The sequence below is a fragment of the Bradyrhizobium sp. 157 genome (assembly GCF_023073815.1).
Lineage (GTDB): Bacteria > Pseudomonadota > Alphaproteobacteria > Rhizobiales > Xanthobacteraceae > Bradyrhizobium.
In genome coordinates this window covers 16,100-40,055 of record NZ_JADPKF010000023.1, presented here as the reverse complement: position 1 = coordinate 40,055, position 23,956 = coordinate 16,100, and the positions used below count along the sequence as shown (strand labels likewise).

17 protein-coding genes are annotated in these 23,956 nt (G+C 63.1%); 5 read left to right on the top strand and 12 right to left on the bottom strand.

What is annotated here, in order from left to right:
* Positions 1 to 192: 192 nt before the first annotated feature.
* Positions 193 to 1,128 carry a zinc metalloprotease HtpX gene (gene htpX / locus IVA95_RS05930; protein WP_247509664.1) on the bottom strand — a complete coding sequence of 312 codons (936 nt, stop codon included), beginning with the start codon at positions 1,126 to 1,128 and terminating at the stop codon, positions 193 to 195.
* 358 nt (positions 1,129 to 1,486) lie between these two features.
* Here htpX and IVA95_RS05925 point away from each other — a divergent pair, with 358 nt between their 5' ends.
* The 3 genes from IVA95_RS05925 (at position 1,487) to IVA95_RS05915 (ending at position 4,279) form a co-directional block, all read left to right on the top strand.
* Entirely contained in the window at positions 1,487 to 1,867 is a 381-nt protein-coding gene (locus IVA95_RS05925) for a VOC family protein (protein ID WP_247509663.1), read from the top strand.
* A 245-nt stretch (positions 1,868 to 2,112) separates the two neighbouring features.
* On the top strand, positions 2,113 to 3,387 hold the full coding sequence (locus tag IVA95_RS05920; RefSeq protein ID WP_247509662.1) for an acyl-CoA dehydrogenase family protein: 1,275 nt from the start codon (positions 2,113 to 2,115) through the stop codon (positions 3,385 to 3,387).
* Positions 3,388 to 3,658: 271 nt separating this feature from the next.
* On the top strand, positions 3,659 to 4,279 hold the full coding sequence (locus IVA95_RS05915) for a flavin reductase family protein (RefSeq protein ID WP_247509661.1): 621 nt from the start codon (positions 3,659 to 3,661) through the stop codon (positions 4,277 to 4,279).
* Positions 4,280 to 4,365: 86 nt separating this feature from the next.
* Here the strand turns inward: IVA95_RS05915 and IVA95_RS05910 are convergent, their stop codons facing one another.
* The 3 genes from IVA95_RS05910 to IVA95_RS05900 form a co-directional block, all read right to left on the bottom strand.
* Positions 4,366 to 5,121 (bottom strand): alpha/beta hydrolase, encoded by a 756-nt coding sequence (locus IVA95_RS05910; RefSeq protein WP_247509660.1) that lies wholly within the window; start codon positions 5,119 to 5,121, stop codon positions 4,366 to 4,368.
* Positions 5,122 to 5,415: 294 nt separating this feature from the next.
* Positions 5,416 to 6,309 carry a glutathione-dependent disulfide-bond oxidoreductase gene (yghU, locus tag IVA95_RS05905; protein ID WP_247509659.1) on the bottom strand — a complete coding sequence of 298 codons (894 nt, stop codon included), beginning with the start codon at positions 6,307 to 6,309 and terminating at the stop codon, positions 5,416 to 5,418.
* A 133-nt stretch (positions 6,310 to 6,442) separates the two neighbouring features.
* Positions 6,443 to 8,104, bottom strand: coding sequence for an NAD(P)/FAD-dependent oxidoreductase (locus IVA95_RS05900; RefSeq protein WP_247509657.1), 1,662 nt, complete (start codon positions 8,102 to 8,104; stop codon positions 6,443 to 6,445).
* A 229-nt stretch (positions 8,105 to 8,333) separates the two neighbouring features.
* Between IVA95_RS05900 and IVA95_RS05895 the strand changes: the two genes are divergently transcribed.
* Together IVA95_RS05895 and IVA95_RS05890 are read left to right on the top strand one after the other, a co-directional pair.
* A complete protein-coding gene (locus IVA95_RS05895; RefSeq protein ID WP_247509656.1) occupies positions 8,334 to 9,467 on the top strand; it encodes a nitronate monooxygenase in 1,134 nt (377 codons plus the stop codon).
* Positions 9,468 to 9,598: 131 nt separating this feature from the next.
* Positions 9,599 to 11,116, top strand: a complete 1,518-nt coding sequence (locus tag IVA95_RS05890) for an acetyl-CoA acetyltransferase (protein WP_247509655.1) — start codon at positions 9,599 to 9,601, stop codon at positions 11,114 to 11,116.
* Between the two features lie 160 nt (positions 11,117 to 11,276).
* Here IVA95_RS05890 and IVA95_RS05885 read toward each other — a convergent pair whose 3' ends face one another.
* From IVA95_RS05885 to ltnD, 8 genes are all read right to left on the bottom strand, one after another.
* Positions 11,277 to 13,016, bottom strand: coding sequence for a methyl-accepting chemotaxis protein (locus tag IVA95_RS05885; protein WP_247509654.1), 1,740 nt, complete (start codon positions 13,014 to 13,016; stop codon positions 11,277 to 11,279).
* 260 nt (positions 13,017 to 13,276) lie between these two features.
* Complete coding sequence (locus IVA95_RS05880; protein WP_247509653.1) at positions 13,277 to 14,281, bottom strand: helix-turn-helix domain-containing protein; 1,005 nt, start codon at positions 14,279 to 14,281, stop codon at positions 13,277 to 13,279.
* 425 nt (positions 14,282 to 14,706) lie between these two features.
* The gene (locus tag IVA95_RS05875) at positions 14,707 to 16,398 is read right to left on the bottom strand and encodes a cache domain-containing protein (protein WP_247509665.1); all 1,692 of its coding nucleotides are present in this window, start codon (positions 16,396 to 16,398) and stop codon (positions 14,707 to 14,709) included.
* A 351-nt stretch (positions 16,399 to 16,749) separates the two neighbouring features.
* Complete coding sequence (locus IVA95_RS05870; RefSeq protein ID WP_247509652.1) at positions 16,750 to 18,780, bottom strand: methyl-accepting chemotaxis protein; 2,031 nt, start codon at positions 18,778 to 18,780, stop codon at positions 16,750 to 16,752.
* Positions 18,781 to 19,027: 247 nt separating this feature from the next.
* Entirely contained in the window at positions 19,028 to 20,719 is a 1,692-nt protein-coding gene (locus IVA95_RS05865) for a methyl-accepting chemotaxis protein (RefSeq protein WP_247509651.1), read from the bottom strand.
* Positions 20,720 to 20,896: 177 nt separating this feature from the next.
* Complete coding sequence (gene otnK, locus IVA95_RS05860; RefSeq protein ID WP_247509650.1) at positions 20,897 to 22,174, bottom strand: 3-oxo-tetronate kinase; 1,278 nt, start codon at positions 22,172 to 22,174, stop codon at positions 20,897 to 20,899.
* Complete coding sequence (otnI, locus tag IVA95_RS05855; RefSeq protein WP_247509649.1) at positions 22,171 to 22,953, bottom strand: 2-oxo-tetronate isomerase; 783 nt, start codon at positions 22,951 to 22,953, stop codon at positions 22,171 to 22,173. The genes otnK and otnI overlap by 4 nt, the downstream gene beginning before the upstream one ends.
* 26 nt (positions 22,954 to 22,979) lie before the next feature.
* Positions 22,980 to 23,930 (bottom strand): L-threonate dehydrogenase, encoded by a 951-nt coding sequence (gene ltnD, locus IVA95_RS05850; RefSeq protein ID WP_256470160.1) that lies wholly within the window; start codon positions 23,928 to 23,930, stop codon positions 22,980 to 22,982.
* Positions 23,931 to 23,956 lie beyond the last annotated feature (26 nt).

Sequence of the window (23,956 nt, the reverse complement as noted above, 5' to 3'; positions counted from 1 at the left end):
TTTGGGCGCAGCGGGCTCAGTTCCAGCAACGGGCGGTTGGTGCGCAACCGCCCGTTCGCACATTCTGCCAAATTTTCTGGACACAAGGGCGCAGGGAAGACCGGGTGCGCCCACCATCATGAAGCTTGCTCGATGATAGATGGTGGGCACGGCGCTATCGCGCCTTTGCCCACCCTGCGGACTTCACCTCAGTTACCCCCACGGGCCGCGCGAGGCCGAGGTTCGGCCCCACGGACTGCGGCGCGGATAGTTGCCGCGGGCGTTGACGGAAAGCGTTCCACCGTGTGCGCCCATCTGCGCCGCGAGCTGCTGCAACGCGGCGATGCGGTTCTCGGTCGAGGGGTGCGTCGTGAACAGATTGTCCATGCCCTGACCCGACAACGGGTTGATGATGAACATGTGCGCCGTCGCCGGATTGCGCTCGGCTTCGACATTCGGCACGACATGCGCGGCGTTGGCGATCTTGGCCAGCGCGGACGCGAGCCACAGCGGCTGGCCGCAGATGCGGGCGCCGAGATCGTCGGCGGCGTATTCGCGCGTCCGGCTGATCGCCATCTGCACCAGCATGGCGCCAAGCGGGGCCAGGATCATCATGGCGATCGAGCCGATGATACCCGGGCCTTGGTCGCGGTTGCCGCCGAAGAACATGCCAAACTGCGCCAGCATCGAGATCGCACCGGCAATGGTCGCGGTGATCGTCATCAGCAGCGTATCGTGGTTCTTGATGTGCGCGAGCTCGTGCGCGATCACGCCCGCGAGCTCTTCGCGGCTGACCGACTGCACCAGACCCGTGGTGACGGCAACCGCCGCGTTCTGCGGATTGCGGCCGGTGGCGAAGGCGTTGGGCTGCGGCTCGTCCATCAGGAACACGCGCGGCATCGGCAAGCCGGCGCGGCCGGCGAGTTCAGCCACGAGATTGAAGAGGTCGGGCGCCGTGCGCTGGTCGACCTCCTGTGCGCCGTACATCGACAGCACCATGCGGTCCGAATTCCAATAGGCGAAAAGATTGGTCGCGGCGGCGATCACGAGCGCGATCGTGGCACCGGTGGCGCCGCCGATCAGATAGCCGACGCCCATGAAGAGGCCGGTGAGACCGGCCAGCAGAATGGCAGTCTTCAGATAGCTCATTGTCGTCTCCCTGCTACCGTGGCCGAAGCCCACGGCGATCTACTGCCACGGCCGAAGCCCGCGGCTGTACCCAAGAGGTAGGAACTCCCCCGCCAGCGCTTCAAGACGTCGGGGTGCGTCGAGGCGCCGCGTTTGGCCGTGGAAACCAATTTCCGGCACCGGATTACCGAAGCGTAATCTGCCAGTTCAGGCCGCCTCGCAGACCTCCCGCCGGTTGCCACCCGCCTGCTTGTACAACGCCAACCGCGCCGTCTACATTGCCTGTCAACGAGCAGCGCGCGGGGGTGTTCCGTCCCGAGAGGGTAAAGCGCAAAGCAAAGGCGTCTGTTCGTCGGAAAAACTGGGAGGAATTTTAAGAATGTTTTCGCATGTGATGATCGGCACCAACGACCTCGACAAGGCCAAGGCGTTCTATGACGCATTGCTCGGCACGCTTGGTGTGCGGCCGGCGCGGGTCGACGGCCACCGCATTTTCTACATCACCAAGACCGGAATATTCTCGGTGACCAAGCCGATCAACGGCCAGCCCGCGACCCCGGCCAATGGCGGCACGATCGGCTTTGCGGCGGACTCGCCCGAACAGGCCGACGCATGGCACGCGGCCGGCATCGCCAATGGCGGAACGACTTGCGAAAATCCGCCGGGCATCCGCGAAGGCAGCACCGGCAAACTCTACCTCGCTTACTTGCGCGATCTCGACGGCAACAAGATCTGCGCGATGCACCGGATGCCGTCGTAGATCTGCCAGACCTCATCCTAAGGAGCCGCGAAAAGCGGCACCTCAGGATGGCGGCGTTGAGGCCTCATGGTTCGAGACGGCGCAAACGCGCCTCCTCACCATGAGGATCACCGCTTCCCACCGCGCGGAAAATCGCTTTCCGCCGCCCGCGCTTGTACAAGCCCCTCCTCGCCGTCTACATTGCCGGCCAACGAGCGAACGCGCGCCTGCAGGACGGACGTTCTGCGCAATGGGAGGAATAATCGATGAAACACGCCTACATCCCGCGAACGACGACCTACAATCTCAACCCGGGCGAAGAACTCAACGATTTGCGCATGTCGGACGAGGTTCGTCCGCTGTACGAGCACGTCAAGAAATTCATCCGTGAGACCGTCGATCCGATGTCGGTCGAGTTCATGCGGCTCGGCGAGGGCAAGAAGGACCGCTGGAGCTTTACGCCGGAGCAGCTCGCGGTACTGCAGAAGGCCAAGGACAAGGCCAAGGAAGAAGGCCTATGGAATTTCTTTTTGCCTGATGCCGAGACCGGCGAAGGCCTGAAGAATCTCGATTACGCCTATATCGCGGTTGAACTGGCGAAAAATCCGCTGGCGTCGGAAACCATGAACTGCTCGGCGCCCGATACCGGCAACATGGAGGTGCTGGAGCGCGTCGGCACCAAGGAGCAAAAGGAGAAGTGGCTGAAGCCGCTGCTGGCGGGCGAAATCCGCTCGGCCTACGCGATGACCGAGCCCAACGTTGCCTCCTCCGATGCCAAGAACATTTCGACGACGGCCAAACTCGTCGGCGACGAATGGGTGATCAACGGCGAAAAATATTACATCTCCGGCGCCGGCGATCCGCGCTGCAAAATCATGATCGTGATGGTGAAGACCAATCCCGATGCGCCGCCGAGCAAGCAGCAGTCGCAGATCCTGGTGCCGATCGACACCCCCGGTGTCGAGATTTTGGGCCCGATGCACGTGTTCGGCCACGACCACGCGCCGCGCGGCCACATGCATCTGCGCTTCAACAATTGCCGGGTGCCGAAGGAGAATATTTTGCTCGGCGAAGGCCGCGGCTTTGAAATCTCGCAAGTTCGCTTAGGACCGGGCCGCATTCATCACTGCATGCGCACCATCGGCAAGGCAGAAAAGGCGCTCGACCTGATGGTGTCGCGCGGGCTCACCCGCGAAGCCTTCGGCAAGAAGATCGCCCATCTTGGCGGAAACCTGCAGATCATCGCGCAGGCGCGCTGCGAGATCGAGTCGATGCGGCTGATGGTGTTGAAAGCCGCGAAAGCGATGGACGTGCTCGGCAACAAGGAGGCGCGGATCTGGGTCAGCATGGTCAAGGCCATGGTGCCGGAGCGGACCTGCAAGATTATCGACCAAGCGATCCAGATGCATGGCGCGACCGGCATTTCGCAGTGGAGCCCGCTCGGCGAGATGTACCAGGACGTCCGCCACCTCCGCTTCGCCGACGGTCCGGACGAGGTGCACTGGATGGTGGTCGGAAGGCATGAACTGAGCATGCCGTAACTTGAGTTGAGCCAATTTCGGAAAATCCCCGTGTGGACCCCCACCCCAGCCCTCCCCCGCAAGCGGGAGAGGGAGCGGAGCGCGTTGCATGGCGAGAAGTGGAATCAACGATGTGGTCTGCGCCGTGAGCATTGTTGAATTCGAGTGCTCCAACAAACGCCGAACGTCCCCTCTCCCGCTTGCGGGGGAGGGTTAGGGTGGGGGTGCCTCCGCATACTCGCTTGCGCATAGTTGCCCGCCTTTTCTAGGTCAGCCAACACGGAACGTCCCCATGCAATACGACCCCAGCGACCTAAAGCCTCGCGAGCGCTACAAGGTGCTCACCTCCTTTGTGCTGCCGCGGCCGATCGCCTGGGTGACGACGATCGGTCCCACGGGCGTGGTCAACGCGGCGCCGTTCAGCTTCTTCAACGTGTTCTGCGAGGATCCGCCGCTCTGCATGTTTGCCGCCAATCTGCGGCCCGACGGCCGCGTCAAGGATACCGTGATCAACATCCGGCGGACTAACGAGTTCGTGGTCAACTTGACCGACGAGCCGCTCGCTAGGGCGATGCACGAGAGCAGCGGCGATTTCCCGCCCGAGATCGGCGAGCCGGACTATCTCGATCTCAAACTGGCGCCCTCAACCAAAATCGCCGTACCGCGGCTGGCGGATGCGCCGTTTGCAATGGAATGCAAGACGTGGAAGGAGATCGACGTCAACGGCGATCGCCTCCTGGTGATGGGCGAAGGTATCCACTTCCACATCCGTGACGAATTATGGGACCACGCCGCGATGCGCGTGCACATGGAGCGCTATCACCCGATCGGCCGCATGTTTGCGGACCGTTATTGCCGGACGGACGATCGCGTGGTGTTTCCGCCGGCGGAAGGGGCGAAGACAGCGGTCTAGAAGTAGGATGGGTGGAGCGAAGCGATACCCATCAAATACCGTTCGCGATGCCGATGGGTATCGCTTCGCTCCACCCATCCTACGGACTATGACACCGGCCTATGCGCACGCAGGAATGACCGGATTTGCCGCACCGCGAGCGGCACCCGCTCTTTCGGCTCCTTCCACGGAAACAGGCTGACTTCCGCATTCGGCGCCAGCAACGCGCTCTCCATGGCGACCGCGTAAGGATGGGCCGGGATATCGTCGGGCAGGATCAGCACCGGCGTCTGGCATTGGCGGACAAAATCGCGCGTCACGGTGAAGACGAAATCGGGATCGGTGCGATACATCCGGGTCAGGAATTTTTCCGCCTGCTCCATCGTGATGTCGGGCCGCCGTTTTGTCAGTTCCGGCGCCCAGCCGGTCATGTTGTTATTGTAAAACAGGTCGCGCATTTCGGGACGCGAGCCTGACGGCATCGCCAGTACGGCGGCGACGACGCGATCCGGCGCGCGCTTGATCAGATTCCAGATCAAGGGGCCACCGATGCAAAAACCCAGCACCATGAATTTTTCAAAACCGAGGTGATCCATCAGCGCAAGCTGATCGTCGGTGTGGGAATCCCAGGGGCGCTCGATCTCGAGCGGGCCGGTGGATTGGCCGGGCGGCGCGTTGCGCAGGTCATAGGCGATGCAGCGGTATTCGTTGCCGAACTCCTTGATGGCATTGAAGGGCGGATAGTCGCCGGTGATGCCGGAGATATTCGAATTTAATCCGACGCCGGCGATCAGGAGCAGCGGGAAGCCGGAGCCGGCTTCCTCGTAGTGGATCCGGACTGGGCCTTTTTCGAAGAAGCTCATGGCGGTTTCCTCCTGCCCAATGTTGCTGCGCTATGCGGCGACGGACTTTTTGGGCTGCTATGTAGAGTCCCCGTGGGGCGCCCCCACCCCGGCCCTCCCGCAAGCGGGAGAGGGAGACGAGCGCGCCGCTTGGTGAGAGCTTAGTCGACAAGCCGGATGCGGCCAACCACGATGGCCCGTTGCTTGATCGGTCGGTTCAACAAGCGCCGGTGCGCCCCCTCTCCCGCTTGCGGGGGAGGGTTGGGGTGGGGGTATCTCCGCGCATTCGATCGCGGAGAGGCCCCCGCCCTCGCCTCACCCCTTCGCGGGCTCGCCGATCTTGTCCTGCGTCTTGGTATCGAAATCGCTCGCATCGTGCCGCTCGTGCAACTGGCTTGCCGGATCGCCGGAGATGCGGTTGACCATGCGCCCGCGTTTCACCGCCGGGCGCTTGGCGATCGCGTCGGTCCAGCGCTGCACGTTTTTGTATTCGTGCACCGAGAGGAATTCGCCGGCGCCGTAGACCAGCCCCTTGGCTAGCGCGCCGTACCATGGCCAGGTCGCCATGTCGGCGATGGTGTATTCGCTCCCTGCGAGATATTCGTTATCGGCCAAACGCCGGTTGAGCACGTCGAGCTGGCGCTTCACCTCCATGGCGTAGCGGTCGATGGCGTATTCGATCTTGGTCGGCGCATAAGCGTAAAAATGGCCAAAGCCGCCGCCGAGAAACGGCGCGCTGCCCATCTGCCAGAACAGCCACGACAGGCATTCGGCCCGCGCCGGCCCACTCGCCGGCAGGAAGGCGCCGAACTTTTCGGCGAGATGCATCAGGATCGCGCCAGACTCAAACACCCGGATTGGCGTCGGCCCGCTGCGGTCCATCAGCGCGGGGATCTTCGAGTTCGGATTAACAGCGACAAAGCCGCTGCCGAACTGGTCGCCGTCGATCTTGATCAGCCAGGCGTCGTACTCCGCACCGCTGTGGCCAGCCGCAAGCAACTCCTCGAACATCACGGTGACCTTGACGCCGTTGGGAGTAGCCAGCGAGTAGAGCTGGAACGGATGGCGGCCGACCGGCAGCTCCGCCTCATGCGTAGGGCCTGCGATCGGACGATTGATGGCAGCGAACCGGCCGCCGCTTGCCTTGTTCCAGGTCCAGACTTTTGGCGGGACGTATTCGGCGGGATCAGTGGTGGGGGCATCGGTCATTTATGTGGGCTCCAGAGACTTTCACTTTCGTCATGGCCGGGCTTGACCCGGCCATCCACGACTTGCTAGCTAAGAGCGTGGATGCCCGGGACAAGCCCGGGCATGACGGCGTTTGGAATTTGGGGCGCGCGGCTCAGGATGATGCCGCCAGCTTACGCGGCTGCGTCGCCCGCTCCATCACGAATCCCTGATACCCTTTCGCAGCGACGTCGTTACAGATCTGCCGGTACGGCCCGACGCCGCCGATATAGGGCATGAAGATCCGCGGCTTACCGGGGACGTTGGCGCCCATGTACCAGGAATTGGCCTGCGGATAGAGCGTGGTGGAGGCGACCTCGTTGACATGGGCGACCCATTTGTCCTCGGCCTCGGTGGCGGCCTCCATCGTGTCGAGCCCGCGATCGCGCATGTAAGCGAGACAGTCGGTGATCCAGTCGACATGCTGCTCGATCGAGACGATCATGTTCGACAGCACCGACGGGCTGCCGGGGCCGGTGACGAGAAAGAGGTTGGGAAAGCCCGCGCTCATCAGACCGAGATAGGTGCGCGGACCTGCCGCCCATTTCTGGTTCAGCGTCTGGCGGTCGCGGCCTTTGATATCGATCTTCGCCACCGATCCCGTCATCGCGTCAAAGCCGGTCGCCAATACCAGAGCGTCGATCTCGTAGTTTTTGCCGGCCACGCGCACAGCGTTTTCGGTGATCTCTTCAATCGGCTTCGACTTGATATCGACCAGCGTCACGTAGGGACGATTGAAGGTCGCGAAATAATCGGTGTCGATGCAGATGCGTTTGGAGCCGATCGGATGGTTGTTCGGCTGCAATAGTTTTGCCGCTTCCGGGTCCTTGACGATCTCGGCGATCTTCTCGCGGACGAAATTAGCAGCGGTGTCGTTGGCGGCCTTGTCGAGCGCGAGATTGTTGTAGGCCGACATGAAGGTAAGCCCGCCGCGATTCCAGCGCGCCTCGTATTTGGCGCGACGCTCGTTGTCGCCATCGTCGAGCGCGCCGCGGTCGGGCATCTCGGTGTAGATGCCGTTCTTCGCCACCTCGCGGGCAAAGCGCCGGATCTCGGGATAGTTGGCGCGGAATTTCTGCCGCTCTTCTTCCGTCAGCGGCGCATTGCGCGCGGGGATCGAGAAATTCGCGGTGCGCTGAAACACCGTCAGATGGCTGGCCTGTTCGGCGATGACCGGCACCGACTGTATCCCCGACGATCCGGTGCCGATGACGCCGACGCGCTGGCCGGTGAAATCGACTTCTTCATGCGGCCAGTGGCCGGTGTGGTAGACCTTGCCCTTGAACCGATCGAGCCCCTTGATATCAGGCATCCGCGCATTCGATAGGCAGCCGGTGGCGAGCACGACGAATTTTGCTGACACCGTTTTGCCGTCCGAAGTCGTTACCGACCAGAGGGAGGTCACCTCGTTGAACTCGGCACCATCGACGCGGGTGTCGAACTGGATGTCCCTTCGCAGATCGAAGCGGTCGGCGACGTGGTTGGCGTATTTCAGGATCTCCGGTTGCGGCGCGTATCGTTCGCTCCAGTCCCATTCCTGCTGCAGTTCTTCCGAGAACGAATAGGAATACTGCATGCTCTCGACGTCGCAGCGCGCGCCGGGATAGCGGTTCCAGTACCAGGTGCCGCCGACGCCCGAGCCCTGCTCGTAGACCCGCGCCGTCATCCCCTGTCCGCGCAAGCGGTGCAGCATATACATGCCGGCAAAGCCCGCGCCGACCACGACGACGTCGTAGGTCTCGGGCGATTTAGCGGTAACGGAAGACGTAGCGGACATAAAGGCGGGCTCCCTTTAAAGCTTATCTCTTGATTTGGTTGCCAGCATTCTCTCCGCAGCGCGAAAGCGCAAGACGCAAATCGGCAGCATGGCATTGCATATTTTGCGCGGTGGAATGTTCGAGCCTGATAGCGGGGGGCAAGGCCGCTTGGCATGCAAGCCTCCCATGGGCTAGCGTCGCGCGGAAAGCCGAGCAGCAACCGGAAATGCTGCCGCCGGGAGGAGCAACATGAGATCGCCGATCTGCGACATGCTGGGAATCGAATTTCCGCTGCTCGCCTTCAGCCATTGCCGCGACGTGGTCGCCGCCGTAAGCCGCGCCGGCGGGTTTGGCGTATTGGGCGCGACTGCGCATTCGCCTGAAACCATCGAGCAGGAACTGAAATGGATCGACGATCACGCCGATGGCAAGCCCTACGGGCTCGACGTGCTGATCCCCGAAAACATTTCGACCGCGGGCGAAAAGAACGTCACCTGGAAGAGCCTGGAGGCGCGGATCTCGCCGCAGCATCGCGACTTCACCCGCAACCTCCTGAAGAAATACGGCGTCGAGCTGACAACGACCAATGTCGCCGACAACCAGCCGCAACCGTTTGACGCGCAGCGCGCGCTTGACGTTCTCGAGGTCTCGTTCCGTCATCCAATCAAGCTGATTGCCAACGCGCTCGGCGTGCCGCCGAAACAGATGATCGACATGGGCCGCCAGCATGGCGTGCCGGTGGCGGCGCTCATTGGTTCGAAAGAGCACGCGCTGCGGCAGGTTGCAGCGGGCGTCGATATTCTCGTGGCGCAAGGCACCGAGGCCGGCGGCCATTGCGGAGAAGTCTCGACCATGGTGCTGGTGCCCGAGGTGATCAAGGCGATCAAGCCGATCCGCGACGTGCCGGTGCTGGCCGCGGGCGGCATCATGACCGGACGGCAGATGGCGGCCTGCATGGCGATGGGCGCCGCCGGCGCCTGGACCGGATCGGTGTGGCTGGCGACGGTGGAATCGGAAACCACCGAAATCTTTCGCGAGAAGATGATCGCGGCATCTTCGCGCGACGCGGTGCGCTCGAAGGGGCGCACCGGCAAGCCGGCGCGGCAACTGCGCTCGGTGTGGACCGACGCGTGGGACCGCAGTCCCGACAGCCCCGGCGCATTGCCGATGCCGCTGCAAAGCATCATCAGCCGCGATGCCTTCAACTCGATCGACCGCGCCGCCGCTGCCGGCAATGTGCAGGCGCGCGATCTCGTGACCTACTTCGTCGGCCAGGGCGTCGGCCTGATCGACAGCGTGAAGTCGGCCGGCGCTGTCGTGCAGGAATTCAAGGAGGATTTTGCCGACGCGGTGGAGCACATGAACATGCTGATGGAGGAGTGAGAGTTAGTCCCTCATGGTGAGGAGGCGCGAAGCGCCGTCTCGAACCATGAGGCCCGTGGCCCATCCTTCGAGACGCCGCTTCGCGGCTCCTCAGGATGAGGTCAGAATAATCTGAAAGAGAAAAAGAAAAAATGTCGTCCAACACCCCCCTTCCCGAAGACCGCGTTCCCGTCATCGTCGGCGTCGGCGAAATCGTCGACCGGCCAAAGGACATCGCCGATGGTCTCGAACCGCTAGCGCTGCTCGAACAGGCGGTGCTACGCGCGGAAGCCGATAGCGGCGCAAAACTGCTCGGCGAACTCGGCTCGCTCGACGTGGTCAATTTCCTGAGCTGGCGCTACCGCGATCCCGAGAAGCAGCTCGCAGCAAAGCTTGGTGCTGCGCCGGCGCATTGCTATTACGGCTCGGTCGGCGGCGAGAGCCCGATCCGCTACATTCACGAAGCCGCACAACGCATCGCGCGCGGCGAGTGCAGCGTGGCGGCGGTCTGCGGCGCGGAAGCGCAATCGACCGCGACCAAGGCCGAGCGCGGCGGCATCGCGCTGCCATGGACGCCATTTGCTCATGACGTCGAGGAACCGAAGCGCGGTGCTGCGTTTCAGAAGCCGATGGCGGTGAAGCTCGGGGTGTTCCGCCCCATCACGGTTTATCCGCTTTACGAATCTGCAACCTCGGCGCATTGGGGCCAGACGCCGCGCGAGGCGCTCGCCGAATCCGGCGCGCTGTGGTCGACCTATTCGAAGGTCGCGTCGGAGAATCCGAACTCCTGGTTGAAGAAACGATTCACACCTGACGAGATCATCACGCCGACGCCGGAGAACCGGCTGATCGCGTGGCCCTATACAAAACTGATGGTGGCCAATCCGACCGTGAACATGGGTGGGGCGGTGCTGCTGACGTCGCTGGCGAAAGCGCGCGCGGCCGGTGTCCCCGCGGATCGCCTGATCTATCCGGTCGGCGGTGCGTCGGCGGAAGAACCGCGCGATTATCTGGTCCGCGACCAGTTCTATGAAAGCCATCCGCAGAACGCCGTACTGAACGCGGTGATGAACCTGGTCGAGGGCGACGGCAGGAAATTCGACGCCATCGAGCTCTATAGCTGCTTTCCCTGTGTGCCGAAGATGGCGCGGCGGACGCTGGGCTTGGGCCCCGACGTGCAGCCGACGGTGACCGGCGGCCTCACCTTCTTCGGCGCGCCGCTCAATACCTATATGACGCACGCGGCGATTGCGATGGTGCGCAAGCTCCGTCAAGACGGCAAGCTCGGCCTGCTCTACGGCCAGGGCGGCTTTGTCACCAAGCATCACGGGCTGGTGCTGTCGCGCGAAGCGCCGAAAGAGGCGCTCAAGCAGGACACCAGCGTGCAGGCCGAGGCCGACCGCAACCGCCGCACAGTGCCGGACTTCGTCACGGAGGCCTCAGGCAAGGGCAAAGTCGAGAGCTTTACCGTGATCTACAAGGGCAAGGGCGAGGTCGAGCACGGCGTCGTGATGCTGCGCACCGAGCAGGATGCGCGGGCGCTGGCGCGTGTGCCGGCCAATGACGCGGCGACGCTCAAGCATTTGTTGGATATGAATCGGACGCCGGTGGGGTCGGTGGGCGATATCGTTGCGGCGGGTGATGGCGTGCTGGAGTGGCGGGTAGGATAGCTCTCGTGTCCCGGACGCGGTGCAGCGCGACAGCGCTGCTCCGCAGGGCCGGGACCCATTGAGAACGTCGTGCGCTCTGGTGGTGAGATCGGCCCCGGCTCTGCAGCGCATCACGTGCGTGCTGCGCTGCGTCCGGGGCGCGAAAAACGTGACAGCCACCTCACGCCGCTCGCACCGTATCCAGGAACTTGCCGACCTCGAGCTTGAGGCGGTTCGAGTCGGCGGAGAGCGACTGTGCCGCCGAAAGCACCTGCGCGGAAGCCGAGCCGGTCTCGCCGGCCCCGCGTTGCACGTCGATGATGTTGGCTGAAACCTGCTGGGTGCCATCGGCCGCCTGCTGCACGTTGCGGGAGATTTCCTGGGTCGCCGCGCCCTGCTCTTCCACCGCCGCGGCGATGGTCGAGGCGATCTCGGCCAGCCGTTCGATGGTGCCACTGATTTCCTTGATGGCGCCGACGGATTCGTGAGTCGCGCCCTGGATGCCTGATATCTGCTGACTGATCTCACCGGTGGCCTTGGCGGTTTGTTCGGCGAGCGCCTTCACTTCCGACGCCACCACCGCAAAGCCGCGGCCGGCCTCACCGGCGCGCGCCGCCTCGATGGTGGCGTTGAGCGCCAGCAGGTTGGTTTGGCCTGCAATGGTGTTGATGAGTTCGACGACGTCGCCGATGCGCGCTGCCGCCTTCGACAATTCGCTGACCCTGTCATTGGTGGTGCGCGCCTGGTCGACGGCTTCACCCGCCATTCGCGCCGATTCCTGCACCTGGCGGCTGATCTCGTTGACCGAAGACGACAGTTCCTCGGTCGCCGATGCAACCGACTGCACGTTGGTGGTCGCCTCCTCGGAAGCTGCGGCCACCGTGGTCGTCACCTGCTGTGCGCGCTCGGCCGTCGCGGTCAGTGTTTTGGCCGAAGCTTCCAGCTCGGTGGAAGCCGACGATACAGTTTCGACGATCTCGCCGACGGCTGCCTCGAAGGAATCGGCAAGCCGGACCATTTCGGCCTCGCGCTGCTGGGCGGCGATCTGGTCCTGCCTGATCTTGGCCTCCGCCTCGTCGCGGGCTTTCTGCTCGGAGACGACCTTGAATTTTTCCACTGCGCCGGCGACCGCGCCGAGCTCATCCTTGCGGCCAAGTCCCGGCAGTACCACCGCGAAATTGCCGCCGGCGAGCTCGTCCATCGACACGCTCAGCGCGCGCATCGGACGGGCGATCGTGAAGAGGGAGAATATGCTGGTTCCGATCAGCAACAGGATCGTGCCGATACCGATTGCCATGGATTCCCGTTCGGCCGCAGCCATTTCCCGGGCTGCTTCGGCTGCGACCTCTTCAACGCCGCGCTTGGCCAGGTCGGCGATCTGGTTGGCGAGCTGTTCGAGTTCGGCTGCGATCGGCAGCGTCGTCTCACGCGCGATGCGAACCGCTTCCTCGTTGAGCTTTGCAATTTTCGCTGCGGCATCAGTCCCGCTACCTGCGGCGGCAATCGCTTCAGCGCGAACCGCCGCAATCTGCTGAGCGCCTTTGGCATAGTCAGCCGACCTCGACTTGAGTTTTTCAATCCGGGCACGATTTTCGGCCGATGAGACGTTGAGCATATCGTCGGCAAAACGATTGACGGATTTGAACCGGGCGGCGAGATAGTCGGTGGCCTTTTGCATGTCCGCCGGATTGTTGACGAGGCGGAGATCCCGCACGCCGATCTGCATGCCGCGAATCGAAGCCTTCGCATCCACCGCATCGCGGGCGATCGTTTGCTGCACGGATTTGCGAGCATCCGCATCGCGGTTGGCAGTGTTGGCGCGCATCTGGATGATCACCATCGTACCAACAAGCAGAACGCCAAGGCCCGAGGCGATGCCGAGCTTGGCGCCGATCGACAGGTTCAGGATGAAACGGGACATGGCCTTGCGTCCTTCAAATGAAAACGACCCGGGGAAACCACAGCGCTGCCGTTTATTTCCCGCACGGCGGGATCACGGTGAAGAAGTGCCGGGCCAATTTGGGACGAGCCGATTCGTTGCGAACGAAAGGCTCCTGCGGCGGCATAGCCACAGAGCGGCACCCATGACCGCCAACCTTTCATACGATGGTTAATCAGCGTCTAAGGCGGCACGGTCCGGGAATTGGTAGTATTACGGAAGCGCGGCGCGCTTGACCGCCATCACGCCGGATCGTCTGTCCGCTTACGCGCTGCCGACAGCGTCTGCTGCGGTGTTTCGCCGAACAGCTCGCGGTACAACGCGGTGAACTCGCCCATGTGCCAGAAGCCGTTCACGAGCGCGACCGCCTTCACCGACTGCACCGACGCGCCGCTCACCAGTTGTTGTCGTACATTCCACAGCCGCCGCAGCCGCATGTAGCGATGCATGCTCATGCCGCGAATGGCAACCACGGCATTATGCAGCGTTCGCACCGAGACCCCGAGTTGCCGCGCCACGTCGGCGCTGTACAGCGTCTTGCCGGCGTTGTCGGCAACGAACTCGTCGAGCTTGCGGACCAGCGCCAGATAGTGGCTCAGGCTCAGGCGCTTGGCTTCGGGTGTGGGCGATGCCGCAGCCAACGCCAGATCGACCGCCTGCAGGATCGATTCTTCGATGTGCTCGATCACGTTCGGCTGCGCGAAGCTATCGGGCGAATGCGAAGCGAGCGTCAGCGCATCGCGTACCGTCACCCGGAGTGTCTCGCATCTATCCGGCAGCGTCGCGATCAATTGAGCACTGTCGGCATCGCCTGGCCAACCGCGATCGTCGATCGAAGCAAAATTCACAAGCGCGACCAGATTGGCCTGCTGTTCGACGATCTCACACGTCGCGGTACCCTTGACCAGGAGCAGGGTCAGCGCACGGGCTTCAACGCCGTCGATGATCAGCGAAGCCGCATCGTCCATCGTGAAGCCGACGATCGCGCCGGTCGTGGAATACTGCATCTGCAGAATTCGAGGGAACGTCCGCTGCAGATGGACCGAACAGGACTTCAATTTCAACGAGGCGAAACCGGCGGCGAAGTGCTTGGCGTCGATCGGAATGCTCTTGGCATCGCCCAGTCCTTCGATGTTCCGGAAACGATCGATGTCCAGAGACCGGCTAACCTTTACGAACTCAGACTCAACCAGTTCATCAAGCAACGACACGCGGCGGTTATCCGAGCCGTCGGCGGCGATCGTCACAACAACGAAAAAGGACGCTAGCCGGGATTGAGAAGTATCGTATGCGCAACTTGACCATGACGGATGGGTGCCTCGATGCGCCTTTCCTTTGGATGAAGCGGGTTGAGTCCTGGCTGATCTTCATTGACGCAGAACACATGGCAGATCTTTCGGCATCAGACGTTCTGACATCAGATCGTCACAATACTTCTGCCTCTTACCACTTTTTCCCGACCGCGAAAGTTCGTTCGCCGCATTTTGTCCCAGTTTCGCCCACTGCGATTGATCGGCACGCGCCGCAATCGCAACTTTACGATCTAGGGATGTCTCCCGCTGCTCCTGCAGCCGAAAAACCGACTGCTCCACTGCATTCGCGTTTCTGATTCGGAGTCAGGGATCGCGAAGCCGGTGAGGAGCCGGCTTCGAACCGAATAGTAGGTACGAGATCAAGCCGCCCGCACCGAGTCGAGGAACCGGCCAACCTCGAGCTTGAGACGGTTCGAATCGCCTGACAGCGATTGCGCCGCTGCAAGCACCTGCGAAGACGCCGATCCGGTTTCGCTGGCGCCACGCTGCACGTCGGTGATGTTGGAGGACACCTGCTGGGTGCCCATCGCCGCCTGCTGCACGTTGCGGGAGATTTCCTGCGTCGCGGCGCCCTGCTCTTCCACGGCCGCCGCAATCGTCGACGAAATCTCCGACAGCTTCTCGATGGTGCCGCTGATCGCCTGGATCGCGTTCACGGATTCCTGGGTGGCGGCCTGGATGCCGGTGATCTGCTGGCCGATTTCGCCGGTGGCCTTTGCGGTCTGCTCGGCGAGCGCCTTTACCTCGGAGGCCACGACCGCAAAGCCGCGGCCGGCCTCGCCGGCGCGCGCCGCCTCGATGGTCGCGTTGAGCGCAAGCAGGTTGGTCTGGCCGGCGATGGTGTTGATCAGTTCGACGACGTCGCCGATGCGGGTTGCCGCCTTCGACAATTCGCTGACGCGGTCATTGGTCGTGCGGGCCTGATCCACGGCATCATTGGCCATCCGCGCCGATTCCTGCACCTGGCGGCTGATCTCGGTAACGGACGAGGCCATCTCTTCGGTGGCCGATGCCACCGACTGCACATTGGTGGAAGCTTCTTCAGAGGCTGCCGCAACCGTGGTCGTGAGTTCCTGCGCGCGCTCCGCGGTTGCGGTGAGCGTGCCGGCCGAGACCTCGAGCTGGCTCGACGCCGCCGACACGGCCTCTACAATCTGACCGACCGCGGCTTCGAAATCGTCGGCCATCTTGGTCATGTCCGCCCTGCGGCTTGCCACGGCGCGGGTGTCCGCCGCGCGTTGCTCTGATTCCAGCGACTGGCGGGCGACGGCGTTGCTCTTGAACACTTCAACGGCTTTGGCCATCTCGCCAACCTCGTCGCCGCGCCCTATCCCCGGCACTTCAACGGCAAGGTTGCCGCTGGCAAGATCGTTCATGGCGACGGTCATGCGCTGCAAGGGCGCGGTGATGCTCCGCGCCACGAAGATCGACACCGCAAGCATGAACAGCAGGATCACGCCGGAGACGATCAGCGAGCGCTGGGTTGACACCCAGGCCTGCGCGTTGAGGTCGTCGATGTAGACGCCGGTGCCGATGACCCAGTTCCACGGCGCGAAGCCGACCACGTAGGACAATTTCGGTTGGGGCTTGTCGAAGCCGGGCTTGGGCCATTCGTAGGGAACGAAGCCCGAGCCGTCCTTTTTGACGGTGTTCACGAAGTCGACGAACAACAGCTTGCCGTTCGGATCCTTGTAGGCCGACAGATCGTTGCCGTTCATCTCTGACCTGATCGGATGCATCACCATTTTCGGATGCATGTCGTTGATCCAGTAATAGTCGTTATTGCCGTAGCGAAGCGCCGCGACGCGCGCCATCGCCCGCTTCTGCGCGTCAGCGTCCGAAACACCGCCCTTCTGCGCCGCGGCATGCTCTTCCTTGACGATACCGAGCGCGAGTTCGCCGAGGTGCCGCAATTCGATCTGCTTCTGCTGATTGAGGCTCGAAGCCAGCTCGCGCGACTCAAGATAGGTCACGCCCACGAGCCCGACGAAGCTGAGGCAGATGAGGGCATAGATCTTTCGGCCAACCGTCAGCTTGGCCCGACGTACCATTGCAAACATGCTTGATCTCCACGCGACGACGGAGGTCGTCTGTCCCATTGCGCGGAATCGTATATGTCAGCCGCTTTCTACCCGTTAATTTTGTACTCAGTAGATATACGGAGTCCCATTAATCAGGACCCCTGCGGGCCCAGGGTATAGATATGCGGTCATTGTAGTGGTTCGGTGTGTCTACAAACTCGTCATGCCCGGGCTTGTCCCGGGCATACACGTCTTGGTCTCCGCGCGAAAAGACGTGGATGGCCGGGACAAGCCCGGCCATGACGATGCGGAAACTTGAGCGCTCGCGAGCTCAGCGCCGTCATATGCGACAGCCCTGCCCCTTGCGAGGCCCGGACGACCTCAGGCCGCCCGCACCGAATTCAGGAACTTGCCGACCTCGAGCTTGAGGCGGTTGGAATCCGACGACAGCGACTGGGCCGAAGAGAGCACCTGCGTCGAGGCCGATCCGGTCTCGCCGGCCCCGCGCTGCACGTCCGTAATATTGGCGGAGACCTGCTGGGTGCCGCGGGCCGCCTGCTGCACGTTGCGGGAAATTTCCTGGGTTGCGGCACCCTGCTCTTCCACCGCGGCCGCAATGGTCGAGGATATTTCCGACAGCTTCTCGATCGTGGAGCTGATCGCCTGGATCGCACCGACGGACTCCTCCGTCGCGGCCTGAATGCCTGTGATCTGCTGGCCGATCTCGCCGGTCGCCTTCGAGGTTTGTTCGGCGAGCGCCTTCACCTCGGAAGCCACGACGGCGAAGCCGCGGCCGGCGTCGCCGGCCCGGGCCGCCTCGATAGTGGCGTTGAGCGCGAGCAGATTGGTCTGTTCGGCGATGGTGTTGATGAGTTCGACCACCGCGCCGATGCGGGCGGCCGCCTTCGCCAATTCGCTGACCCGGCCATTGGTGGTGCGGGCCTGGTCGACAGCTTCATTGGCCATTCGCGCCGATTCCTGGACCTGACGGCCGATCTCGGTGATCGACGAGGCCATCTCTTCGGTGGAGGAAGCCACCGACTGCACATTGGTGGAGGCTTCCTCGGAAGCCGCAGCCACCATCGTGGTCAGCTCCTGGGCGCGTTCGGCGGTCGCGGTCAGCGTGCCGGCGGCTGCTTCGAGCTCGGTCGAAGCCGACGACACCGTGTCCACGATTTCGCCGACCGCACCTTCGAAATCGTCGGCGAGCTTGATCATTTCTTGCTTGCGCCGCTGCGCCGCGACCTGGTCCTGCTGGACCTTGGCCTCGGCTTCCTCGCGCGCCTTGTGTTCGGCGTTCTCGCGGATCACCGTCACCGTCTTGGCGAGGTCGCCGATTTCATCGCCGCGGGAAGCGCCGGGAATCTCGACGTCGAGATTGCCGCCGGCCATCTCGCCCAGCGCACCGTTCAGCCGCGTCATCGGACGTGCGACCCCGAGGAAGGAGAATACCACCGAAGCGATCAGCGACGCGACGACGATGATCGCCATGATCAGGTTGATGCGGTTGGCGCGCTCGGTATCGGCCATAACCTCGTCTTTGGAGGTCTTGGCATCCCTTTGCGCGGCCTCGACGGTTGTTTCCATCAGATCAGCGACATCTGCGGCGGTCTTGACCGTGCGGTTGGCGATGATGTCGTTCTTGACCTGCTCGGTCTTTACCACTTCCTCATTGGCGGCCAGGAAGCGCTTGACGGTCGAGGAAAGGTTGCTGACCACGACCAGCAATTCCCGGTCATCGGCCTCGCCGCGCAGCTTGTTGAACACATCCTTCAGCGAGGCCTCGGTCTTGGCCATCTCCGTGACCAGGTTGGCATCGCCGGTGGCGCCGAGCTTCCAGGCAGCAGCCCGCAGCGCGTTCACCTTTCCATCGGCCTGAAATAGCAGACGCTCGATCTCGAGACGGTTGTCCAACTTCGCCATGGCCGGCAACTTCAACTGGGCATCGACCGCCTTGGTCCATTCCTCCGAGATCACCGAGCGCTTCTCGATCTGCGCCAGCAACGTGCTCTGCGCCTTGGCGAGATCTTCCACGGCGGCGGTAAAGCCTTCCATCAGGGTCTTGATCTTCTGCAGCCGTTCCCTGGCGTCAGACCGCTGCGCGGTCGCGAGCGCAGCGTCCAGCTCCTTTGCTGCGCTCGCCTTGTGGCGCTGCAAATCGGTAACGGCCTTTTCGACCTCGGTGGAGGTTCTCGCCAGCCTGACGTTGTCGGCGGCAAGCTGAATCTTGCGCAGGTCGATATGGGCGGAGAGCGCGTTGTCGGCCACCTGTTGCGACCGGGCGGCGCGCTCGCTGGCGTGCTCGATTCTCGATTCGGTGACCATCTGGTTGGCCACCATGCCGATCGCCAGCAGGACGCCGACCGCGCCGGCCAAGCCCAGTTTGTTTCCGATGCGGTTGAGCTTGATCATGTCGACGACCCCAAATTCTTCTGAAGCAATTTTTCCGGAGGCGGAATTCGCGATGCAAGGAACCGGCAGACTACGCGCGCGAATCCCGGAGATGCAGGCGCAGCCTAGCGGGGACCGGTTAATTTCCGCTTGCGTGAAAACTACGGATTGTCCAGCCGGGTTGCGGCGCCGCCAACTTCGCGCGCCACGCGAAAAGGCCCGGCGCGCTTTCCGCGAGCCGGGCCTTCCGTCTACGGTCGGCCGGTTGTCAGGCTGCCCGGACCGACTCCAGAAACTTGCTGACCTCAAGCCTGAGGCGCTGGCTATCGCCCGATAGCGATTGCGCCGCTGACAGCACCTGCGAGGATGCCGCACCGGTCTCGCTGGCGCCGCGCTGCACATCGGTGATGTTGGTCGAGACCTGATGGGTGCCGCGGGCGGCCTGCTGCACGTTGCGGGAGATTTCCTGGGTTGCGGCGCCCTGCTCTTCCACGGCGGCCGCGATAGCCGAGGATATCTCCGCCAGCCTTTCGATGGTGCCGCTGATTTCCTTGATCGCGTCCACGGACTCCTGGGTCGCGCCCTGGATGCCGGCAATTTGCTGGCTAATCTCGCCGGTGGCCTTTGCCGTCTGTTCGGCCAGCGCCTTGACCTCCGATGCCACGACCGCAAAGCCGCGGCCGGCCTCACCGGCGCGCGCCGCCTCGATGGTGGCGTTGAGCGCCAGCAGATTGGTTTGGCCCGCGATGGTGTTGATGAGCTCGACGACGTCGCCGATCCGGCCCGCCGCCTTGGACAATTCGCTGACCCGGTCGTTGGTGACGCGGGCCTGACCGACTGCGTCTGTCGCCATCCGCGCTGACGCCTGCACCTGGCGGCCAATCTCGGTGACGGAGGAAGAAAGCTCTTCGGTCGCCGACGCCACGGACTGGACGTTGGCGGAGGCTTCGCCGGAAGCCGAGGCCACGGCCGAGCTCAACGTCTGCGAGCGCTCGGCGGTCGCCGACAGAGTGCCGGCCGACGCTTCGAGCTGCGTCGAAGCCGAAGATACCGTCTGCACGATCTCGCCGATCACGCTTTCGAAGTTACGGGTGATGCCGTCGACCCGCCGGCCGCGCTCGATTTTGGCTTCGGCATCGGCGGCAGCGGCTTCGTCGGCCGCTTTCTTGGCAATCAGCGCTTCCTTGAACACCTGCAAGGTGTCGGCCATCGCGCCGATTTCGGTCTTCTCGCCCTGATGCGGCACGACGGCGCTCAGATCGCCCTTACTCAGCGCCTGCATCGGCGTGACGATGGAGGCAATGCCGTTCGAGACATCGCGAACCAGATAGGCACTGATGCCGACGCCGATTATGACGGCGGCGCCGAGGATCAAGGCAAGCATCATGAGAGCAGCGGTGTAGCTGTCGGCCGCCTCTCTTGCCGCCTTGTCCGCGCCGGCATTGTTCAGGTCGACGCTCTTTTTCAGGACGGCGTCGGCGTCGAGGCCGATCTTGTTGACGGTGGTGGTATTCAGGTCGTTGGCTTCGGTAGGGATATTGCCAGCCGCCTTGCGCGACAGTTCCATGACCTCTTGGGTGCCCTTCCGATATTTGTCCCAGAGCCTCGACCATTCGGTATACAGCGCACGTTCCTCCGCCGAAGTGATCAGCGGCTCGTAGGCGGCGCGGATCTTGGTGTTGCTCTCGATGACCGCGGCGAGTGTCTTTTCCATCGCCAGCTTCTCTTCCAGCGTCTCGGACAGCATGTGCTCGCGGATTACGTTGCGGTACGTAATGACGCCGGCCCGCAGGTCGCCCAGCACTCGGATGCTCGGCATCCAGTTGGTTGCGATATCGACCGTATTGGCGTTAATGGCGCGCATATTCTTCACCGCGAGCAGACCCATGCCCGCCATCGCGGCGAGCAGGAAGGCGACCACGGCGATGATCTTGGCGCGGATCGAATAGCGGGCGAGCATGGGCGGAATCTCTTGATTTTGGGCGCGCGGGGATGTGGGATAGGAAAGGCGAGAGTCGGAAAAGAAGGATGCCTTGCGGATATCAAACCCGACGCGTCCTCAAGTTGAGCTAATTCGCGTCGGTACAAATACCTACGCTATAGTTCTCACCAGGAAATGAATGTCGGCTTGAGGCGATCAGCGCATCAGCTTCAGGGCGTCGGAGAAAAATTCCGTCCCGCCGAAATTGCCCGATTTCAGTGCAAGCAGCATCTCGCCGTCCTTGGCGCCGACGGCCCGCAAAACCGGCACGCCTGCAGCGATTTCCTCGCCCACGAGGAAGCCCGGAATGCGCAGGCGATCGACGACGGCGCCTGAAGTTTCACCACCGGCGACCACCAGTCGCCGCACGCCTGTGCGCACCAGGCCTTCGGCGATATCGGCCATCGCCTGCTCGATGGCATGTCCGGCTGCATCGCGGCCATGCCGCGATTGCAGAGCTGCAACCTGGTCCGGCGTCGAGCTGCTGGCGATTAGGATTGGACCACTGCTGATTCGGTCGCTTGCCCAGGCCAGCGCGCGGCGCGCCTCTGCCGGTCCCGCGATGATCTGCTCGGGATCGAGATGCAGCACAGCCATGGCCTTTTCGGCATTGGCAATCTGCGCCAACGTCGCGTGCGAGCAGCTCCCAGCAAGGCACGCGGCCGGTCCGCCGACCGGCGCGCCGGACACCGCACCCGCGGAAGCCGCTTTGACCTTGCCCGAGGCGACCAGCGCCCGGGCGAGGCCGAGACCGATGCCGGACGCCCCGACGGACAGGCGGTGATCCAGCGCGACGGCGCCGATGGTTTCCAAATCGCGATCAAAGACAGCGTCGATGATCGCGGCGCCGATACCCTTTCCCGCCAGATCGGCGAGACGTCCGCGAACCGCCTCCGCGCCGCGCGCGAGCGTGGAAAGATCGACCAGCCCGACCTGGGTCCGGCTCTGCCGCGCCAGCACCCGCACCAGGTTGGAATCGTGCATCGGGTTGAGCGGATGGTCCTTCAGCGGGCTTTCGTTCAGCGGCACGGAGCCGACGAACAGATTGCCCTGGTAGACCGTGCGGCTGGTTTCCGGAAAAGCCGGCGTCACCAGCACGATTGAGGCGCCGGAATCGGCGCGCAGCGCGTCCATCACCGGACCGATATTGCCGGCGTCGGTGGAATCGAACGTCGAGCAGATCTTGAACAGCACGTGGCTGGCGCCGCGGCCGCGCAGCCATTTTTCAGCGGCGCGCGAACGCTCGACCGCAACATCAGCCTCGATCGAGCGGCTCTTGAGCGACACCACGACCGCGTCGACCTCCGGCAGCGCCAGATCGTCTGACGGCACGCCGATGGTCTGCACGGTTCGCAGGCCCTGACGCGTCAGTGTGTTGGCGAGATCGGAGGCGCCGGTGTAGTCGTCGGCAATACAGCCCAGAGACAATTTCACGATTTTGCTCCGGCATAGGGCTTGAACCAGGCAAGTCCATCGGTGGTCTTGCCGCGCGGGTTGTATTCGCAGCCGACGAAGCCGCCATAGCCGAGCCGGTCGAGTTCGGCGAACAGGAACGGATAGTTCAGCTCTTCGCCGTCGGGTTCGTTGCGCGAGGGAATGCTGGCGATCTGGACATGGCCGATGATCGGCATCATCTCGCGCAGCCGCATGGTGACGTCGCCGTGGATGATCTGGCAGTGATAGATGTCGAACTGCAGTTTGAGATTTGGAATTTTCAGCTCGGTAATTAGGTCGCGCGCGAAGCCGAAATCGTTGAGGAAATAGCCGGGCACATTGCGCGGATTGATCGGCTCGATCACGACGTCGAGGCCGTGGGGCGCGTAGAACTCGGCGGCCCATGTCACCGACTTGTAGAACTGTTCGACGGCCTTGGTGTTGCTGCGGTCAGCGATGCCGGCCATCAAATGCAGCCGCTTGACGCCGGTCGCCTTCGCGTAAAGCAGCGCCGTCTCAAGGCTTCGTTTCAGATCGTCAAAACGCTCCGGCAGCGCGGCAAAGCCCTTTTCGCCGGCGTCCCAATTGCCCGGCGGCAGGTTGAACAGCGCCTGCGTCAGGCCATTGCGCTTCAACCGTTCGCCGACGGCGTCTGTCGGATGATCGTAAGGAAACAGGAATTCGACCGCAGTGAAGCCGGCTTTCGCCGCCGCATCGAAACGGTCGAGGAACGGGACCTCGGTAAACATCATGGAGAGATTGGCGGCAAAGCGCGGCATCTACGGTCCCCTTCTTTATCTTGCTCTTACTTCGGCTCGCCGGGCAGATGCGTGCCGGTGACTTTTGCATACATCCGCGCCACCGAGGCGTCGTCGTCGCGGCCCATGCCGGCGGCTGACGTCATCAGGAACATCTGCAATGCCGCAGCGGAAACCGGCACCGGAAATTTCTGCGAGCGCGCCATGTCCTGGATGATGCCAAGGTCCTTGACGAAGATATCAACCGCGCTGCGCGGCGCATAATCGCCGTCGAGCACATGGGGCATGCGGTTCTCGAACATCCATGAATTGCCGGCGGAGGCCGTGATCACCTCGTAGACTTTTCGGATGTCGAGGCCCTGCTTGGCGGCGAATGCGATGGCCTCGGAAGCCGCGGCGATGTGTACGCCCGCGAGTAACTGGTTGATCATCTTGAACGCCGCGCCCTGACCGGCGGCATCGCCGAGCTCATAGAGCTTTGCCGCCATGGCATCGAGTGCCGGGCGCGCCTTTGAAAACGCCACCGGACTGCCGGATGCGAGGATGGTGAGCTCACCCTGCGCCGCGCGCTGGGCGCCGCCGGAGATCGGCGCGTCGAGGTAGTGCCGGCCGGTCTCTTCCAACTGTTTGGCGAGCCGCCGCGCGACATCCGGATCCATGGTGGCGGAGGAAATGAATACCGCGTCTTTGGCTAGCGTTTCAGCGACGCCATTGGCGCCGAACAGGATCGTCTCGGTTTGCGCGGCGTTGACGACCACGCTGACGACGATGTCGGCCGATTTTGCCGCCTCCGCCGGCGTCGCCGCGCCCTTGCCGCCGTCGGCGACGAAACGCTTGACCGTGTCAGCCGAGACGTCGCACCCGGTGACCTCTAGCCCCGCGCGACGCAGCGAGGTCGCCATGCCATACCCCATCGAGCCCAGCCCGATGACGGCGGCGCGCGGTTTGGCGGATTCTGGCATGCGGCGGTTCCTCGATGGTTTCTGTTCAGCGGCCATTCGGCCGGCGGCTTGGCCTTGCGTAT